This is a genomic window from Arenibacter catalasegens (assembly GCF_002909235.1).
Taxonomy (GTDB): Bacteria; Bacteroidota; Bacteroidia; order Flavobacteriales; family Flavobacteriaceae; genus Arenibacter; species Arenibacter catalasegens.
On the sequence record NZ_PHQQ01000025.1, the window covers coordinates 40,277 to 57,940 of the forward strand.

The following is a 17,664-nucleotide window of genomic DNA, read 5'->3' on the forward strand; positions in this document are numbered from 1 at the left end:
ATCTTTTTAAATTAAAGGCCTTGTGCTTGTATGGCAGTTATTACAACAGTATTAAAAATATCATCCACAGTACAGCCACGGCTTAGATCGTTTACAGGCTTGTTCAGACCTTGCAACATTGGACCAATGGCCAAGGCGCCTGTTTCCCTTTGTACGGCCTTATAAGTGTTGTTTCCGGTATTGAGGTCCGGAAAAATAAAAACGCTGGCCTGACCGGCCACCTCAGAATCCGGCAGTTTACTTTTGCCCACATTTATATCTACTGCGGCATCGTACTGAATAGGCCCCTCCACTTTTAGATCTGGACGTTTCATTTTTATTATTTCTGTTGCCTTGCGCACCCTATCCACGTCCTCACCAACCCCTGAGGTACCAGAGGAATAGGAAAGCATGGCAATTTTGGGTTCAATACCAAAAGCGATACTGGTAGCAGCCGAAGAAATAGCAATTTCTGCCAATTGTTCTGCTGTAGGATTCGGATTTATGGCGCAATCCCCAAATATGGTAACTCGGTTGGGGAGACACATAAAGAAGACCGAGGAAACTATGGAGACCTCTGGCCTGGTTTTAATAAATTGCAATGCCGGCCTAATGGTATGCTGGGTGGTATGAATAGCTCCGGAGACCATACCATCGGCATGGCCTTTGTAGACCATCATGGTTCCAAAATAGGAAACATCCTCCATAAGGTCTTTCGCCATGGCAAGATTAACATTTTTATTCTTGCGCAGTTCGTAAAGGGTGTCGGCGTAATCCAAAAAATTGGGAGACGAGGTGGGATCTATGATAGTGATGCTGCTGAAATCCAAATTAATATCCAACTCCGTAATTTTCGCCTTTATTTGCTCAGGGTCACCTAACAATGTAATGGTAACGGCATTGGTATCTATTAGTTTTTTGGTAGCGAATAAGATGCGATCATCCGCTCCTTCGGGAAGAACAATATGCTTTTTGGCTGATTTAGCCCTTTTTAGAAGATTGTACTGGAACATCCGAGGGGTAATCCCCTCCGCCTTAAAAGTAATAAGACGTTCGGCCAATTCATTAATCGGTACATATTTCTCGAATTCCTGTATAGAGGTTGTTATTTTCTCCTTGTTTTCCGCATATATTCTTGGTTTAATGGTGCCTATACGGTTGGTTACCGAAAAAGTACCGTCAGCTACGGATATTATTGGAATTATATCGGAGAGTCCTTCAATAAGTTTAATGATAGATTCCTCTGGCAACAGACCGCCCGTTAATATTATGCCTGAAAGATTTGGATAATTGGTGGAGATATTGGCCTGTAATGCACCTAAAATTATATCTGCCCGATCCCCAGGAGTTATCACCAAGCTGTCCTTTTTTAAATGGGTGAGATAATTCCGGAGTTGCATGGCTCCCACACTAAATTCTCCGGCCTGATTGTTTATAAAATTCTCACCAAACAAAACCTTGCCAGAAAGTTTCTGTGCAATTTCCTTTACGGTAGGATTTCCCAATATTGGGTTAAGGGGAATAGCCCCAACCAAAACTTTTTCCGGCAATTTTTTCTTGAGACTTGAGACCACTAAATCTATGTTCTCAGGCTGTACTTTATTGGCTACCGTCAATAGTACTTCCACACCTTTTTCTTTAAAGGAATCATAGGCCATGTATACATTTCCAACTAATTCTTGTAGGGTTTTGCCCATTCCGTTGGCAATGATGACTGCGGGAATCCCCAGGTTTTTTGCAATTAGAACATTAATGTCCCACTCTATAATGGCACCTTCCCCAGAAAAATCGGTTCCTTCCACCAAGACAATATCGAAACGATCTTCAATAGCTTTATACTTATTGATGATTTTACCTATGATTTCATCATCCTTGTCCAAATTTTTGAGTTGTACTACCTCACTTCGTGTATAAGCAAAGGAATCCTCGAATTTTTGGTCCACCTCAAAATGCTTTAGTATGGTATCTATATGGTCGTCTACATTGTTCTTTTCAAAGTCATCTATAATGGGCCTGAAATAGCCCACTTTGGCCGTTTTTCCCAATAATAGTTGCATAAGGCCCAAGGATACGATCGATTTTCCGCTATTGGGTTCTGTAGTGGCAATATAAATGGCTTTACTCATAAATCAAGTGGATTTCTTATACTTTATAATCTAACGAATTATTTTCTGACCGCGAAGTTCGGGCTTAGAAAGATTACCTTATATGACAGAAGTCATTTAATGCTCCAACAAAAAGCCCTAATTTTATTGAACGAACTTTATCCCACAATCAAATTTGCTGTTGGAGTAAACCATCTAATTAGGAATACGGTATAATGTCTAATAATCAATCAGCAAGTTTAATCTATAATATTTCAATAAATCTTTAAAATGAAAACACTGCTTTATGCTACGGATTATTCAGAAAACTCAGCCTCTGCTTTGAAATATGCATATGCTTTAAGTAGATTATTAAGTACTCGAATGGTTGTAACCCATGTTTTTGAAGACTCCAATATTATTGATATGGAAGAACTTGATGATCAGCCTCGTTTGGAAGGGAATATATTTAAATTACACCGGTCCAAGTTGGAGCTATTCTGTAGTAAACACCTGGGTAGTAAATGGGACAATCCTACTATACAATTGGAAGCGGTACAGAACAAATCAGTGATAAAGGGGATTATTTCCAAGGCAGAAGATTGGCATGCCCAGATGATTTTGGTGGGTACTAAAGGAGGAAGCAGTTTAGACGAATTAATTTTAGGCAGTACCACCAAGAAGCTCATTGAAAGGGCCCCATGTCCAGTATTGGCCATTCCAGCCGACGAGGACCGCATTAATATCCGTACCATAGTCTATGCCACAGATTTTGAGGAGGAAGATATACATGCCATCCATAAACTAACAGAAATTGCCAAGCCTTTATCGGCTAAGATCAAGGTGGTGCATATTTCCACAAATGAGGAATATACGGGGGATTTGTTGATGGAGTGGTTCAAGGAAATGCTCAAAACCAAGGTGGATTATCCAGAGATTGAATTTGAGCTATTGTTTTCGGCGGATGTATTTGAAACCCTGAGAGTATATCTTGGTGTAGTAAATGCGGATATTATTGTTATGTTGGAAAGGGAAAAGAAGGGATTTCTTAAAAAATGGTTCCATAAAGACCTTGTTAAAAAAATGGAGGACTACGGAAGGGTGAGTTTGATGAGTTTTAATGAGCACAACCATCAGACACTACATTTTTAAACTTATTCAAAATACCGTTTATTATGTCCCTAACCAATTCTTAATAGGGTCATAATTTCCATTGTTCCTAATCCTAGCGAAGTGCCATAGCGCCAAAATAAGCGGCTCCAAGGAGTGCCGTTTTTTCATTAAGGATAACTTTAACGGGCACCTTTTCCAAAAGTGAGCTTAAACGCCCGGACTGGATAAAATTGTTATAAAAGACTTCCCTGTTAACACCTGTTAGGATTTTCGGCAAGATGCCCCCACCTATATATATTCCACCTGTAGCCTTAAATTTTAAAGCTAACTGCGCAGCTTCTATGGCCAAGAACCGTATGAAAAGGTCCAAGGTTTCTACACAAACAGCATCTTTTCCTTCCAATGCAGTCTTGGTAATAGTGGCAGAAGGATTTTCCTGGGATATTTGATCACTCAACCATTGCGGTTCCTTTATGCCGCTTATTCCCCGTAAGAACAAATAAAGTGCTAAGATTCCAGGACCAGATAACAATCTCTCCCAACTAACATGACCATATTTTTGTTGAAAGTGTTGTAAAATTTTAATGTCCAATTCACTGCGTGGACTAAAATCACAATGACCTCCCTCACAGGCGAAAGGGTGGTAGTGGAATCCGTCCCAGAACATCCCCGCTTCCCCAAGTCCTGTACCTGGAGATATCAAGGCGGCATTGCCTGGTATTTTGGATCCGTATTTTAGTGTTTCAAAGTCTTTTTCTTGGAGTGCTGCCAGACCATAGGCATTGGCCTCCATATCATTTATCAAAGAAACGGAACTGATATGTAGTTCCTTACTAATTTCTTCGCTGTCTATGGCCCATGAAAAATTGGTACCAAATACTTTGCCTTGGGTTACGGGGCCGGCAACTCCTAAACAAACCCCATCTATTCTGGGTAATTCTTTAGTATGAAAGGCAGCCACTATCTCCATAAAGGATTTATATTTTTTGGTGGGATACGATTTTTCCTTTAAAGGTTCTAGATCCCCGGCCTCGATTTGAAAAAGGGCTAAATTTGTTTTTGTACCACCAACATCAGCGGCCAAAATCACCCCTTTGTCGTGGGATGCTTTGGTGTTCATAAATGCCAAGGGTATCTGGCCTTCATGGATAGCGGGTAACGAGAATTTTTCAATGTTCTGCATGCTATTTTCTTTTAGGCAATGATTATGTTATCGTCCAATTTAATGTTATGAATTAGAGGAAGCAATTTAACTGCTTCTAAGTGGTTTATTTTTGTGTCTTTTGGATCCATTTGTACAACATGTCTGCATCGTCCTTATTGCACAATTGTGTACCTTCATGCATGGTAGCTGCGGTACCGCAGGCTACACCATATTTTACCATCTCGCTATAGGTTTTGCCCTGAAGCAGACTCACTATCATACCTGCTACCATGCTATCACCCGCTCCAATGGTACTTTTTTGCAGAACAGTGGGTGCGGGAATATGCTCCATTAGGTTTTTAGTCGCCAAGAGGGCTCCTTTTGCCCCCAAAGAGACAACAAGTATCTCACAATCATGTTCATCCAAAAACTTTTTGGCAAGTGTTTCCAGTTCTATCGCGGATATGGATTTTACTCCGCACAAGGAGCTTAGCTCGCCCAAATTGGGCTTCAACATAAAAACTCTGGATTTTGTTGCCTTTACCAATGCCTCTCCCGAAGTGTCCAAAACAAACCTAATTTTTTTCTTTTTGGCTACTTCGGCTACCTGTACGTAAAAATCATCCGGCATTCCCGGGGGTAATTTACCGCTGGCTACTAAATAATCTCCTTCATTTAATTTTTTTTCCAATATCTCTAATACAACTTCCCATTCCTTTTTTTCAACCTGTGGCCCCGGTACCCCAAAGCGGTATTGTAAATTGGTTGTGGTATCGGTAACAGCAAGATTATCGCGTGTCCATCCCTCGATGGGAATCGCTAATTGGTCAATACCTGTCTTGTCCAATAATTGCTTTAAATGTTCACCGGTAGGACCGCCTGCGAGATATATACAGAGTGAATCCATACCCAACTTTTTAACGGCACGGGATACATTGATGCCACCACCACCTGCATCATAGGTAGGTGAGGAGCATCGTAATTTTGTATTGGGGCTAATGCCCGCCACTGTTACACTCTTGTCCAGTACTGGGTTCAAAGTAAGTGTTACTATTCTATGGTACATGTTAATCGAAGTTTTATTAGTTTTAGAGGACCTCGTTTTTACAGGGAAGTCCCTTTTCAAGACAATCCAAATTCTCTATGGTCGTTTCGGCAATATTTTTTAGGGCGGTATCGGTTAAAAAAGCCTGATGACTAGTAATCATTACATTGCGCAAGGTCATTAATCGGGCAATCATGTCATCCTGTAGGATGTCTTCCGAATGATCTTCAAAAAACAAGCCTTCTTCCTCCTCATAAACATCCATTCCATAATACCCAATTTGTTGGGATTTAAGGCCATTAATAACATCTTGGGTATTTACCAATCCTCCTCTACCGGTATTGATCAGCATTACCCCCTTTTTCATTTTGGCGATCTGGGCTTCGTTTACCAGATAATGTGTTTGTTCCTTCAAGGGGACATGTAAGGAAATAATATCGGATTGGTTACACAGGCTATCCAAATCGGTATAGGTTGCCTTGCATTCTTCCACTAGGGTTTGGTCTATCACCGTATCGTATGCCAGAATATGACATCCAAAACCATGTAGAATTTTAGCCGCGATTCTGCCAATTTTCCCAGTACCAACAATACCGACTGTTTTTCCGTTCATATCAAAACCTACCAATCCGTCCAAGGAATAATTCATTTCCATAATGCGATAATGGCTTCTTATTAACTTGCGGTTTAGAGCTAGAATTATTGCCACTGTAAATTCAGCTATGGAATTGGGCGAATAGTCCGGAACACGGACAATTCTTATTCCCAGGGATTTGGCGTACGGTATATCCACGTTGTTATAGCCAGCGGAACGCAGGGCAATGTGTTTTACTCCAATCTCATGCAGCTTGTCCAATACGGGAGCAGAACCGTTATCTTGTGTGAATATGCAAATGGCTTCACAACCCTTGGCCAAAATCGTGGTATCTATATTAAGATAGGAGTCCAATAATTTTAGCTCATGTTTATTGTCGTTGGCATCTACTAAATATTCTTTCTCAAATTTGTGTGTATTAAAAACAGCTACTTTCATTATTTGTATTATGAAACACATTAAGGTGTCCTAGTTGCAATTCCAAAGGAAGTAATTATGAAGGTGATCTAATATGATATTGGTCATTACCCTATGGTAATATCCATTCTATTACAGTATGGATAAAAAGGGTCAAGGCCTGTATTTATTTAAGAATAAATAGCCAATGAATGAGGTTTGTTTCAATTTATGCGAATGTCTTGGACAAGAGGTTATTCAATTTTCAATGGAGGTCCCACTACCTGCATTTCATTTTCTGCAAATAGTTGCTTGATCTCTTCTAGACTAGGCTCATGATCCAAAGCGGACATAGAAACAAAAAAGTTCTCCAATTTACCGGCGGGCTGAAGTGTTACCATCATTTTACCTTTTTCAGATACCTGGCTCCAAGCATGTGGAACTTTTCTAGGTAGAAATATGCTATCACCAACGCTTAGATTATAGGTTTCATCCCCGACCTTGAAATAGTATGCCCCTTCTAGAACATAAAATATTTCGTCCTGTTCCAAGTGTATATGCAAAGGAGTTCCTTTTCCTTGGGAAAGAGAAGTTTGTTCAAATATAGCTAGGGAATTATCGGTATCACTACCGGATATTTTCACATCCAAGACATTAGAGTTTACTCCCTTTAATTTTATATGTCCATGTATTCTACCTTCCCCTGCATTAATTTTAAAACCTTTGTTCTTTCTTTTTAATACTTTATCCAGTGATGAAAATGAGAGTAAGGGCAGAGCGGTGATTGTAGATAGGACTGCGATGAAGCTGTTTCTTTGCATATTCCACAAATTAAAGATGAATAGGGGCAGTGGGAACATACCTTGTAGTTCCTATATCTAAGTTACGGAATAAGTAGATCGAATAAGAGAATTTATTAGGATAAAAAAATAATATAGGTGTAGGTTATGACGAAGCTGAATTTTTATGTTTTACTCAATACGGACATACAAATATTATAGCCTTACCTCTTGGTAAATTGCTGTAAAAAATAGGGAACCATTTCAGGTGTTCTCGTATTTTAAGTTTCTTTTCTTTTTCCAGTAATCTCCAATATTTTAATACGATATACTGTCGGATTTCCGCGAGAGTACAATTTGCTTGAAAATTCACTTATAAATTCTGTTTCCCTATGCTCCTTCCGCAGAATAAGACTTTTAACCCCTTCCGTAAATTGGTGCAATTTAAACTTGGCATCAGTACCTTGTAGTTCTTCAAAGGTTCCATGGGCCATAACGGATTGCCAATTTTTTGAGGATATAATTTCTTCCACCAATAAGGAAACCGAATGGTTATTACGCATGGCTTCTATTTTATGTCCTTCTGAGGAATAACTTATTATTGAATGATCTTCTTTGTCATAATAATAGGTGATGGGAAGAACATAAGGCTGGTGTTGGGATATATATCCCAGATGGCCCGTGTAGTTGTCCATAAGGATACGAATACTCTCGTTAGTTGTTAAATCTATCATGGGTTATAGTTTTGTAAATCTGTTATTAAGGACCATTGGTTCTGAGGTGTACCTTTTCATTTAAGTCAAATCTATACCCTTCCGTACAGTTAAAATATGACAACGGTCAGTCTATAAATTTTTAGAGAATGACATCTATTTAATAATTCCTTTACAATTGGTTATTGGGCCAATATGCTTGGGATTTAGTTGAAAGTGAATGAATCATGACTTTCCTCATATTCTTCATAGTTAAATTACCTTTAATTTGAACTATCCTATAATTCATATCAATGAGGAAATTCTTTTGGATCTGTTTTCTATTTCTTTTCGTATCCTGTGGAAGCCATCAAGAAAAGTTGCTCCCCCAAAAAAGGCATTTAACGGAATCCGTATATGCTTCCGTAATCGTGCAACCAGATAGTTTATATCAGGCCTATGCGCCTGTAGGCGGTATTTTGGATTATAATTTGCTGGAGGAAGGCGATTTAGTAAGAAAAGGAACGCCTATGGTTCAGATTGTTAATAATACACCTAAACTTAATTCGGATAATGCCCGTTTGGCATTAGAATTGGCGAAGACAAATTATAGTGGAAGTTCGGCGATTTTAAGTTCGTTGGAAGATGAGATCCAATCAGCAACCTTATCTTTTAAAAATGATTCCATGAATTATTTAAGACAAAAGAGGCTATGGGATCAGAATATAGGGTCTAAAATTCAGTTCGAGAATCGTAAACTTGAGTTTGAAATTTCCGAGAATAGGTTGAAGCAGCTTAAAAGTAATTATGTCCAGACCAAGAATGAACTCTCTACCCAAGTAAAACAAGCTTTGAATAATTATGCTACCTCCCAGATCACTACACAAGATTTTACTGTTACAAGCAAGATAAATGGTAAGGTTTATGCATTTTATAAAAATCCGGGAGAAATCGTCAATACCATGGAACCTCTAGCATCGGTAGGTAGTGATTCTGATTTTATTATTGAATTGCTAGTAGATGAGGTCGATATTGTAAAACTAAATGTTGGTCAAAAAGCCCTTGTCACTTTGGATGCCTATGGGGATAAGGTTTTTGAGGCGAAAATTAGCAAGATTTACCCTAAAAAGGATGAGCGCTCCCAGACGTTCAGAGCAGAGGCCACTTTTGATGATCCACCTAAAGCACTTTACCCTGGATTGGCAGGGGAGGGAAATATTATTGTTGCCGAAAAAGACAATGTCTTGACCATTCCTAAGGAGTTTTTATTAGATGGGAATAAAGTGATGACCAATGATGGTCTTATCGATGTAATCATTGGCCTGCAAAATTTGGATAGGGTCGAAATCTTGGATGGTATTAGTGAGCGCACAGAAATTCTAAAACCAGAGGAATGATCAATTGGAAAGTTATATTGAACATCGCCAAAACCCATCTACTGACCAAGATGAAATCAACGGCCACAGCTTCCTTGGGCGTTACATTTGGCATTGGGGCTTATATAACCCTGGTGAGTTTTATGACCGGACTTAATGAAATGCTGGACAGTCTTATTTTAAACCAAACGCCGCATATCCATATCTACAATGAAATAGAGCCCTCGGATAAACAGCCCATTGCCTTATATCAAGAATTTGAGGATGCTTTTAATGTGGTTAGTTCTGTAAAGCCTAAGCAAAGCCAAAAGAAAATTCACAATGGACTCCCCATCCTTAATTATTTAAAAAAGGATAAAAATGTATATGGTGCCACCCCTCAACTAAGAGCTCAGATTTTTTATCTCTCGGGATCCATAGAGCTAGGGGGGAACTTACTTGGTGTAGATATTATGGAGGAAGCGCGAATTTCAAATATTGGTGATTATATTATACAGGGTAGGCCGCAGGATTTAAAAAACAGTGAAAATGGAATTCTTTTGGGAGCTGGCCTAGCAAAAAAAATGTCGCTCAAAGAAGGAGACCGTGTACAGATTAGCACCATAAAAGGAGACGTGTTTCCGCTTAAGATTGTAGGGATATATCAAAGTGGTATTGCGGAAATAGATAATATTCAAAGTTATGCCAATCTAAAGACGGTGCAACGCATCTTGGGAGAGCCCAAGAACTACCTAACGGATATCAATGTAAAATTAAACAATATTGGTGCTGCCACAACCATGGCAAAAGGTCTGGAAAAACAGTTCCAAATAAAGGCAACTAGCATAAACGAGGCAAACGCCCAATTTGAGACTGGATCCAATATCCGTAACCTAATTACCTATGCCGTTTCAATAACCTTATTGATTGTGGCTGGCTTTGGAATATATAACATTCTCAATATGCTTATATACGAGAAAATGAAGGATATAGCCATTCTAAAGGCTACAGGATTTTCGGGAACCGATGTACAACTAATATTTATGAGCCAAGCCATGATTATTGGTTTAGTAGGTGGTGTACTTGGACTTGTAGTTGGATTTGTACTTTCCAAACTAATAGATAATGTGGCCTTTGAAACAGAGGCATTACCTACAATTACCACTTATCCTATTAATTTTAATGTGTGGTATTATGTAATCGGGATTTCCTTTGCTCTAATTTCAACTTTTGTTGCTGGCTGGCTACCTTCCAATAAAGCTAAGCACATAGACCCAGTGCGTATAATTAGAGGAACTTAAAGTACATCTATGAATTTAGTCTTAGAAGCAAAAAATATAAATAAGCATTTTTTAAAGCCTAGGGATTTTCACGTGCTCAAGGATATTTCATTTGGTATAAAGTTGGGCGAATTTGTCTCTATTATGGGTAAATCTGGATCAGGAAAGTCTACCTTACTTTACATACTATCCACTATGGATACGGACTATACAGGTGAACTTTATCTAAACAATACATTAATTACAGGACAAAAACATCAGGAATTATCGCGAATACGTAATAAACATATAGGCTTTGTATTCCAGTTTCATTATTTGTTGTCCGAGTTTAGTGTACTGGAAAATGTAATGCTACCTGCCAAAAAATTGGCAGAGAAGTCGTTGGCCGAAATTGAACACGACGCTATGCAAAAATTAATAATGTTGGACATAGAAAAGTTGGCCCATCAACGAGCTTCAAGGATATCAGGTGGGGAAAAACAACGGGTGGCCATAGCGAGAGCGTTAATAAACAATCCATCTATTCTGATGGGCGACGAACCAACTGGGAATTTAGATAGCCATAATTCCGAAAACGTCTTCAATATATTTAAACGTCTTAAAGAAGAGGAAGGTCTCTCCCTTTTGATAGTAACCCATGATGAGGACTTCGCCAAACGTACCGATCGCATTATCCAGATGGAGGATGGTCGTGTTTTGGATTAAATATCCCGTACTATAAACAATAAGAGCTTATTATAGGTCTATCTAAAATCATTCGGATGGGGATGTTTCCAAGGAGCACGATAATCCCTTTGTAAAAGTGCCGTTGCCTCCGCATCATTTACCACGATAATATTTTTAGGATCATAGATTAAGGGCCGTCCTGTGGCCATGGCCATATTGGCCAAAATGCAACTAGCAGTAGATACATGTCCTTCACGGATATCAGCAATAGGTAAAGTTCCTTTGTCAATGGCGGCAAGGAAATCCAACATATGTAACCTAGTAGCTGGAGCCGCATTTAATTCTATATCTTTTTCGGTGAGGTCCTCGGGATATTTATCTTTTTCATAAATAACGTCCAAATGTATCTTTTCGCCATTCCCATGCGGAACAAAATCGGCTCTCATAGTGCTGCCGGACAATGTTCCTTTTTCTCCATAAAGTTTAAAGGACCATGGGTAATCGGGGTCGGTAGGGGTTCCCCAGCTTCTATGTTGCCATACGCAGTTGAGGTCTTCATATTCAAATATGGCCGTTTGGGTATCCGCAATATTGGATTTACCATCTTTTTGTACATAGATTCCTCCTGTAGAACTAATTCTTTTGGGCCAATCCAGCTCAAGCATCCACCGAACTGTATCGAACATATGTACGCACATATCGCCCATAATTCCATTGCCATACTCCATAAAGGTCCGCCACCACCGTCTGTGGGGAAGTCCGTCATAAGGGCGCATGGGTGCGGGCCCGGTCCACATTTCATAATCCAAATAATCCGGAGCCGCTGTTATAGGAGGATTCCCATTGGCACGCATATGGTAATAACAACACATCTCTACATGGGAAACCTTGCCTAATAAGCCTGCGTCCACAATATTTTTTTTGGCATCAATAAGATGTGGAGTACTCTTACGCTGGGTTCCCACCTGAACGACCCTGTTATATTTTCTTGCGGCTGCGACCATAGCTTCGCCCTCAACAACATCAACACTAATAGGTTTTTGAACGTATACATGGGCACCCGATTTTAAAGCCTCTATGGCCTGTAGGGCATGCCAATGATCAGGGGTGCCAATTAGCACAATATCCAGATCCTTCTCGGCAAGCATTTTTCTATAATCCCTATAGGTCCTGGGAGCTTTTCCTGAAGATTGTCTAAGTTGTATTAAGTTGGCGGCTTCCTTAAGCAAACGTTCATCCACATCACAAATGGATACCACATTTACCTTGGTTACCTGCATAAGCCTAAAAAGGTCACTTTTTCCATACCAGCCCGTTCCGATCAGTCCAACCCGCAGCGGTTTTTCGCGGTAGATGAGTTCCATACCATAAGAACCAAAGGAGGAAAGTGCCAAAGATGCCGCAGCCCCCTTTAAAAAGTGTCGTCTATTAATGTTAAAAATCTTGGTGTCCATGGTTGATTGATTATTTGGTCGGTTTTTTAAATTGTTCTCAAAAAATACGAAATATCTTCACTATTTAGGATAAATTTTTTAGTATATCCTAAATATTAGAGTTTTTATCTAAACAACCCTTAGCTTTTCTGTTTCTTTATTTGGTTCATTATGTCCTCCATCATCTCCACTTGTATTTGCTGAATGTTTAATAGTTCTTGTTGTTGATGAATTATAAGGTGGTCCAATTTCTCGTGAAGGATTCGAATTTCCAATTCCGCTTTTAAATTGACCATATAATCTTGTTTGGATCGTTCCCTGTCTTTTTCCTCCTGCCTATTTTGGCTCATCATTATCACTGGGGCTTGCAAAGCAGCCAAACAGGATAAAATTAAATTCAAAAGTATAAAAGGGTAGGGGTCAAATCCTTTATCCATTAGAAAAATAATATTGATGACCATCCAAATAAAAATAAAAATGCCAAAAATAATTATGAATCTCCAACTTCCGCCGAAGGTGGCCACTTTATCTGCCAGGCGTTGTCCAAAGGAATATTCAGTAGCTTCATCCAGACTTTCATTTTGGGTAGTAATTATTTTTTCCTGTTGGATCGTCTTCAGCACATCTTCTTCCAATGTAGACAATTCACCTACCTCCTGGATGAGGTATTCGGAAAGGTATTTTTGTCTATACAAATTGAGTTCGGATACGGAAATAGATTTTTTGGAATTTATTTCTGGATGTTCCTTATGAATAAGATCCATAATGGATTTTCGAATTGTTTTTACAGGAATCTGTTCACTGACCGGATATTCTTTAAGGGAAATGGCACTTACAAAGGTCTTCATGGGTAAGGTATTTTATATCTTAAATGTAATGTATTTTATGGCCCTTTTAAACATATGGTTCTTGATTTACACCTATCTTTAATCAAGATTTCTTTTCTCTAATTATCATCCCATGAAGAAAAAATTGAATCAATTGGAAGCCACGGCCATATGTGGAAACGATATTAGCTCATCCTGTCTATATGTTTCGGCCTTGGCCATAGTCTATTCTGGCCAGTATGCCTGGATTGCACTTTTGGTAGTGGCCTTTGTATTGTTTCTTTTTAGAAAAATCTATGGAGAGGTGGTCGGGGCCATACCTTTGAATGGAGGTGCCTACAATGCCTTGTTGAATACCACTAAAAAATCAACGGCATCCTTGGCAGCGGCATTGACTGTTCTTTCTTATATGGCAACGGTGGTAATATCTGCAAGTGAGGCCGTGAAATATGCGTATAGCATCTTGAATTTCATCCCTATCCTACCAGTAACCATAATCTTAATGTTTTGTTTTATGGGGTTGGTAATCGTTGGTATTGGTGAATCTTCCAAGGTGGCAATAATCATTTTTATATTTCATCTACTTTCATTGACATTATTGTGCACCTTTTGTATTTTCTACTTTGCTGAAAATGGTTTTGAAACCTTGTTCTCCAATTTCAGAAGGCCCGTAGAGGGCGGTGTATTTAGCGCCTTGTTTTTAGGATTTTCAGCCGCGATGTTGGGGATAAGTGGTTTTGAAAGTTCAGCTAACTATGTAGAGGAACAAAAGGGGGGTGTATTTCCGAAAACCTTGCGTAATATGTGGGTGGTAGTTACTATTTTTAATCCGTTGATCGCGTTTTTAGCGCTGGCCATTGTCCCAATTCATTTTATTGAATCCAATCAAGATGCCCTACTCTCCAAAATGGCAGAAGTTTCCGGAGGCAATTGGCTTTCCTTACTTGTGGGTATTGATGCAGCTTTGGTTTTAAGTGGTGCCGTGCTTACTTCCTTTGTAGGGGTTGGTGGACTTATGGAGCGAATGGCACTGGACCGTATTCTACCCAAATTTTTATTGAAAAAAAATAAGGCAGGCAGTTCTTATATGGTATATACCGTATTCTTTTTATTGTGTGTATCCATTTTATTGGTAACTCAAGGTAATTTGGCAAAACTGGCAGGTGTTTATACAATAGCCTTTTTATCGGTTATGGCATTGTTCGGGGTCGGCAATATGATGCTCAAAATAAATAGGGCAAAATTACCACGCCCCGAAAGGTCAAGTTGGTTGGGTCTTATTATTGCTATACTTGCTGTCATGGCTGCGATGGTCGGAAATATTATTCTAAACCCATCCTATTTGGCAATCTTTATTGAATATCTAATTCCTACGCTAATGGTAGTGTTTTTTATGCTATACCGCACCTATATTTTAAAGGGATTTCTAGCAATCCTTAGCTACATCTTTCCCGATAAAGGACATCCTTTTAAAACATTGAACATATATACTAAAAAATTACTGGCAGGGATTAATAAACAGCAATTTGTTTTCTTCACCAATCATGACGATGTTGCTACCTTAAATAAGGTGATGCTTTATATTAAAAATAATGAATCAACAAGGATTCTTAAAATTGTTGCAATTATTAATGAGGAGCACGCCATTGTACCCAATTTAAAGATGGACATAAAGGTGTTAGATCGTGCTTACCCAAATATTCATATTCAATTTGTGGAAGAGCAGGGCGTCTTTGGTCCGGATAAAATTAAGGAACTGTCCAAGCGATGGGGAATTCCCGTTAATTTTATGTTTATAGGTTCTCCTGGCGATAAATTTCCTTATAAGATTCAGGAGTTAGGCGATGTAAGATTGATTATTTAAAAATGTTGAGGTATTCACTTTAAAAGTTATGACAATTATAAGTTCTGATCCTTCTTGTTTTTTGTACATTTATATAAGGCTTACTATATCTTAATAAATTAATGGGATTTAAGATGAATGGGGCAACTTTCTATTTTTAATAAACAGATAGTAATTATGAGCTTTATATCAGAAAATGTAATTCCAGGCAATCATGGAAAGGTATTTGGAACAAATGCAAAAGAAGCAAGTGACTTAAAGTGGATTGAGGAGAACTTAGTAAAACTTGATGGCATAAAGGATATAATTTTCAAAGATGGCTATCCCGTCGAATTTACAGTGCATACGACAAAGATGGTAGAAATAAAGGAAATTGAAAAATTAGTTAGGGCATTAGGGTTTCATGCTATTCCCAAGGGACTTTTTGCTTTATAATCACATAAATAAAACCTGTTTTATTGCTCATTAAGAGTCTGCTTCAAGGTTAAGGCTATTTCACTTTCAATTTTGTCCAAACCGTAATCTGCATACAGTTTAATAATGGCCGCAACGGACCAAGCCTGATGAATGCATCCCTTTCCTACTTTTGGACTGTTACCGTTAAAAACCTCGGAAATGCAGTGGATACCGTTGTGGGAATAGAAGTGCTCTTTTAATTGCCCTAGTTCGAACAGAACCTTTTTTTTAATCTTCAAGGAAGTTCCATATATGTTAAAATAGGACTGAAAATATTCATAAAGCAAAAAAGGCCAAACCGTTCCTTGATGATAGGCATGGTCACGCGACCATTGATTACCTTCATAAAGTGGCTTATATTCAGAATCATTCTGGTCCAAGGTGCGAAGTCCAAATGGTGTGTATAGCTTCTCTTTCACAGCTTCAAAAATTGATTTTTGTTGATCAGTACTCAAAACTGTAAATGGTAGGCTTAGGCAATACATCTGATTGGGACGGAAGGAGTTGTCTTGCGAAATCCCCGGTATGATTACATCAAATAAAGTACCTTGGGGGTTGGTAAAATAGGTAGTGAAATTAGATTCAAACTTGCTAATTAAATTCAAATAACAATCTTCATTTGCGACTCCCATAATTTCACAGAAATACTCATATATTTTAAGAGCATTATACCATAGTGCATTAATTTCTACGGGGCAGCCAATTCTCGGGGTAATTACCTTTCCACTTACTATCGCGTCCATCCATGTAAGCTGTACATTGGCCTCCCCACCATAAAGAAACCCTTCCTCTGTAACGTGAATATTGTAGCGGGCACCTGAAATATGGTGGTCCAATATGTTCTTCAATATTGTAATATGACTTTTTAAGAATGTAAGATCCTTGAATTTTTGATGGTAGTCATAGCTCGCTACAAAAAGCCATAAGGTGGCGTCTATGGTATTATAATGAACTGGGTCTTTGGCGTTATCTGGAAATCTGTCTGGAATCATGCCTTGATCAACACTTTTGAAAAAGGTGTTCAATATAGATTTGGATAGCTTTTTGTTACCTGTGGCTATCGTCAATCCACGCATGGCGATCATGGTATCCCTTCCCCAATCCGTAAACCAGTGATATCCCGCAATTATAGACATGCTATTGGTAGATTTTCTTTGAACTAAAAATTGCTCTCCGGATGCCATTAGGTCTTTGAGAAATCCGGCCGGAAGCTTGTCCTTGTGGGATGTTGTTTTTTTGTTTTTAGCAGACAGGATATTTTTTATTCCCTTATTCACTATTTCTTCTTCCATTGTAAAGTAGATAGTAATATCCTCTCCAGGAAGAAGCTTTTGAGCAAGATATCCAATTCTATAATAGTCGCATTGAGAGCCTAACCCCCGGGCTTTTCCTTTTGAAAGGATAATATTTTTAAACCAACAACGTGCTTCAAAATATTGTCCCGAGGTCCAGCCGGTATAAACCGGCCGACTTCCGTATTGTGGGAATGTTTTTAAATGCTCCTTATTGAATTCTGTATAAAAATTAAAACAGGAATCTTCTTGAAAAGTAGTATGAAAGTCATTGTAGGCATAGAGTGGGTGTAATTCCAAAACTACGGGTGATTTTCCATTGTTGGTATAGGTCACCACTGTAGTGTTAGATCCAGCTACCATTTTTACATTTTTATGGAGTTCCCAATTGCTATCGGCAAATTGCCAGGAAGGAGAGGGGTTAACATCAAAACTCTTTAAATAGTGACCACTCTCGGGAAAAACAACTTTGGGATATTGATTGGCAGAAAGATTATAATATTGGCCATTTACAAGAGCACGTTCTTCGATTTTCGCAACTATCACCATCCGATCGGTAGGCGGTTCAAGAGCAGCAACCAAAAGACCGTGGTACTGTCTAGTATTGGCGCCGTTGATGGCCCCAGAGGCATAACCGCCCAGTCCGTTGGTAGCTAACCATTCCTTTTCAAATAAATTTTCCAAA

15 protein-coding genes are annotated in these 17,664 nt (G+C 38.8%); 6 read left to right on the forward strand and 9 right to left on the reverse strand.

From position 1 onward, the window contains the following. Positions 1 to 11 precede the first annotated feature (11 nt). Complete coding sequence (gene pta, locus CWD90_RS17700; RefSeq protein WP_103477406.1) at positions 12 to 2,105, reverse strand: phosphate acetyltransferase; 2,094 nt, start codon at positions 2,103 to 2,105, stop codon at positions 12 to 14. A 249-nt stretch (positions 2,106 to 2,354) separates the two neighbouring features. Between pta and CWD90_RS17705 the strand changes: the two genes are divergently transcribed. Next, positions 2,355 to 3,215, forward strand: a complete 861-nt coding sequence (locus CWD90_RS17705) for a universal stress protein (RefSeq protein WP_103477407.1) — start codon at positions 2,355 to 2,357, stop codon at positions 3,213 to 3,215. Positions 3,216 to 3,288: 73 nt separating this feature from the next. Here the strand turns inward: CWD90_RS17705 and glk are convergent, their stop codons facing one another. The 5 genes from glk to CWD90_RS17730 form a co-directional block, all read right to left on the reverse strand. Then, the gene (gene glk / locus CWD90_RS17710) at positions 3,289 to 4,359 is read right to left on the reverse strand and encodes a glucokinase (RefSeq protein ID WP_103477408.1); all 1,071 of its coding nucleotides are present in this window, start codon (positions 4,357 to 4,359) and stop codon (positions 3,289 to 3,291) included. Between the two features lie 85 nt (positions 4,360 to 4,444). Further along, a complete protein-coding gene (locus CWD90_RS17715) occupies positions 4,445 to 5,386 on the reverse strand; it encodes a 1-phosphofructokinase family hexose kinase (protein ID WP_103477409.1) in 942 nt (313 codons plus the stop codon). Positions 5,387 to 5,408: 22 nt separating this feature from the next. Continuing rightward, positions 5,409 to 6,398 carry a 2-hydroxyacid dehydrogenase gene (locus tag CWD90_RS17720; RefSeq protein ID WP_103477448.1) on the reverse strand — a complete coding sequence of 330 codons (990 nt, stop codon included), beginning with the start codon at positions 6,396 to 6,398 and terminating at the stop codon, positions 5,409 to 5,411. Positions 6,399 to 6,610: 212 nt separating this feature from the next. Further along, entirely contained in the window at positions 6,611 to 7,177 is a 567-nt protein-coding gene (locus CWD90_RS17725) for a cupin domain-containing protein (RefSeq protein WP_103477410.1), read from the reverse strand. 239 nt (positions 7,178 to 7,416) lie between these two features. After that, a complete protein-coding gene (locus tag CWD90_RS17730) occupies positions 7,417 to 7,869 on the reverse strand; it encodes a pyridoxamine 5'-phosphate oxidase family protein (RefSeq protein ID WP_103477411.1) in 453 nt (150 codons plus the stop codon). A 272-nt stretch (positions 7,870 to 8,141) separates the two neighbouring features. Here CWD90_RS17730 and CWD90_RS17735 point away from each other — a divergent pair, with 272 nt between their 5' ends. From CWD90_RS17735 to CWD90_RS17745, 3 genes are read left to right on the forward strand one after another with little or no spacing between them, the layout of a single operon-like run. After that, positions 8,142 to 9,224, forward strand: a complete 1,083-nt coding sequence (locus CWD90_RS17735; RefSeq protein ID WP_103477412.1) for an efflux RND transporter periplasmic adaptor subunit — start codon at positions 8,142 to 8,144, stop codon at positions 9,222 to 9,224. Further along, entirely contained in the window at positions 9,221 to 10,483 is a 1,263-nt protein-coding gene (locus tag CWD90_RS17740) for an ABC transporter permease (protein WP_103477413.1), read from the forward strand. The genes CWD90_RS17735 and CWD90_RS17740 overlap by 4 nt, the downstream gene beginning before the upstream one ends. Before the next feature lie 9 nt (positions 10,484 to 10,492). Further along, positions 10,493 to 11,167, forward strand: a complete 675-nt coding sequence (locus tag CWD90_RS17745; RefSeq protein WP_103477414.1) for an ABC transporter ATP-binding protein — start codon at positions 10,493 to 10,495, stop codon at positions 11,165 to 11,167. A 38-nt stretch (positions 11,168 to 11,205) separates the two neighbouring features. Here the strand turns inward: CWD90_RS17745 and CWD90_RS17750 are convergent, their stop codons facing one another. Both CWD90_RS17750 and CWD90_RS17755 read right to left on the reverse strand, forming a co-directional pair. Next, positions 11,206 to 12,582, reverse strand: coding sequence for a Gfo/Idh/MocA family oxidoreductase (locus CWD90_RS17750; protein WP_103477415.1), 1,377 nt, complete (start codon positions 12,580 to 12,582; stop codon positions 11,206 to 11,208). Positions 12,583 to 12,701: 119 nt separating this feature from the next. Continuing rightward, positions 12,702 to 13,409 (reverse strand): DUF1003 domain-containing protein, encoded by a 708-nt coding sequence (locus CWD90_RS17755; RefSeq protein ID WP_103477416.1) that lies wholly within the window; start codon positions 13,407 to 13,409, stop codon positions 12,702 to 12,704. A gap of 112 nt (positions 13,410 to 13,521) precedes the next feature. On the opposite strand from CWD90_RS17755, the gene CWD90_RS17760 reads away from it, so the two are divergent. Then, positions 13,522 to 15,252, forward strand: a complete 1,731-nt coding sequence (locus CWD90_RS17760) for an APC family permease (RefSeq protein ID WP_103477417.1) — start codon at positions 13,522 to 13,524, stop codon at positions 15,250 to 15,252. Positions 15,253 to 15,408: 156 nt separating this feature from the next. Then, the gene (locus CWD90_RS17765; RefSeq protein WP_103477449.1) at positions 15,409 to 15,666 is read left to right on the forward strand and encodes a hypothetical protein; all 258 of its coding nucleotides are present in this window, start codon (positions 15,409 to 15,411) and stop codon (positions 15,664 to 15,666) included. A gap of 20 nt (positions 15,667 to 15,686) precedes the next feature. Here the strand turns inward: CWD90_RS17765 and CWD90_RS17770 are convergent, their stop codons facing one another. Then, a complete protein-coding gene (locus CWD90_RS17770) occupies positions 15,687 to 17,663 on the reverse strand; it encodes an amylo-alpha-1,6-glucosidase (RefSeq protein WP_103477418.1) in 1,977 nt (658 codons plus the stop codon). Position 17,664: the final 1 nt, after the last annotated feature.

What these genes read in the sequence shown, in the direction of transcription:
- CWD90_RS17740 (WP_103477413.1), top strand. Translation starts at nt 9,221, where the DNA reads ATGATCAATTGGAAAGTTATATTGAACATCGCCAAAACCCATCTACTG.
- CWD90_RS17760 (WP_103477417.1), top strand. Translation starts at nt 13,522, where the DNA reads ATGAAGAAAAAATTGAATCAATTGGAAGCCACGGCCATATGTGGAAAC.
- CWD90_RS17765 (WP_103477449.1), top strand. Translation starts at nt 15,409, where the DNA reads ATGAGCTTTATATCAGAAAATGTAATTCCAGGCAATCATGGAAAGGTA.
- CWD90_RS17755 (WP_103477416.1), bottom strand. Translation starts at nt 13,409, where the DNA reads ATGAAGACCTTTGTAAGTGCCATTTCCCTTAAAGAATATCCGGTCAGT.
- CWD90_RS17705 (WP_103477407.1), top strand. Translation starts at nt 2,355, where the DNA reads ATGAAAACACTGCTTTATGCTACGGATTATTCAGAAAACTCAGCCTCT.
- CWD90_RS17720 (WP_103477448.1), bottom strand. Translation starts at nt 6,398, where the DNA reads ATGAAAGTAGCTGTTTTTAATACACACAAATTTGAGAAAGAATATTTA.
- CWD90_RS17715 (WP_103477409.1), bottom strand. Translation starts at nt 5,386, where the DNA reads ATGTACCATAGAATAGTAACACTTACTTTGAACCCAGTACTGGACAAG.
- pta (WP_103477406.1), bottom strand. Translation starts at nt 2,105, where the DNA reads ATGAGTAAAGCCATTTATATTGCCACTACAGAACCCAATAGCGGAAAA.
- CWD90_RS17745 (WP_103477414.1), top strand. Translation starts at nt 10,493, where the DNA reads ATGAATTTAGTCTTAGAAGCAAAAAATATAAATAAGCATTTTTTAAAG.
- CWD90_RS17735 (WP_103477412.1), top strand. Translation starts at nt 8,142, where the DNA reads ATGAGGAAATTCTTTTGGATCTGTTTTCTATTTCTTTTCGTATCCTGT.
- CWD90_RS17725 (WP_103477410.1), bottom strand. Translation starts at nt 7,177, where the DNA reads ATGCAAAGAAACAGCTTCATCGCAGTCCTATCTACAATCACCGCTCTG.
- CWD90_RS17750 (WP_103477415.1), bottom strand. Translation starts at nt 12,582, where the DNA reads ATGGACACCAAGATTTTTAACATTAATAGACGACACTTTTTAAAGGGG.
- CWD90_RS17730 (WP_103477411.1), bottom strand. Translation starts at nt 7,869, where the DNA reads ATGATAGATTTAACAACTAACGAGAGTATTCGTATCCTTATGGACAAC.
- glk (WP_103477408.1), bottom strand. Translation starts at nt 4,359, where the DNA reads ATGCAGAACATTGAAAAATTCTCGTTACCCGCTATCCATGAAGGCCAG.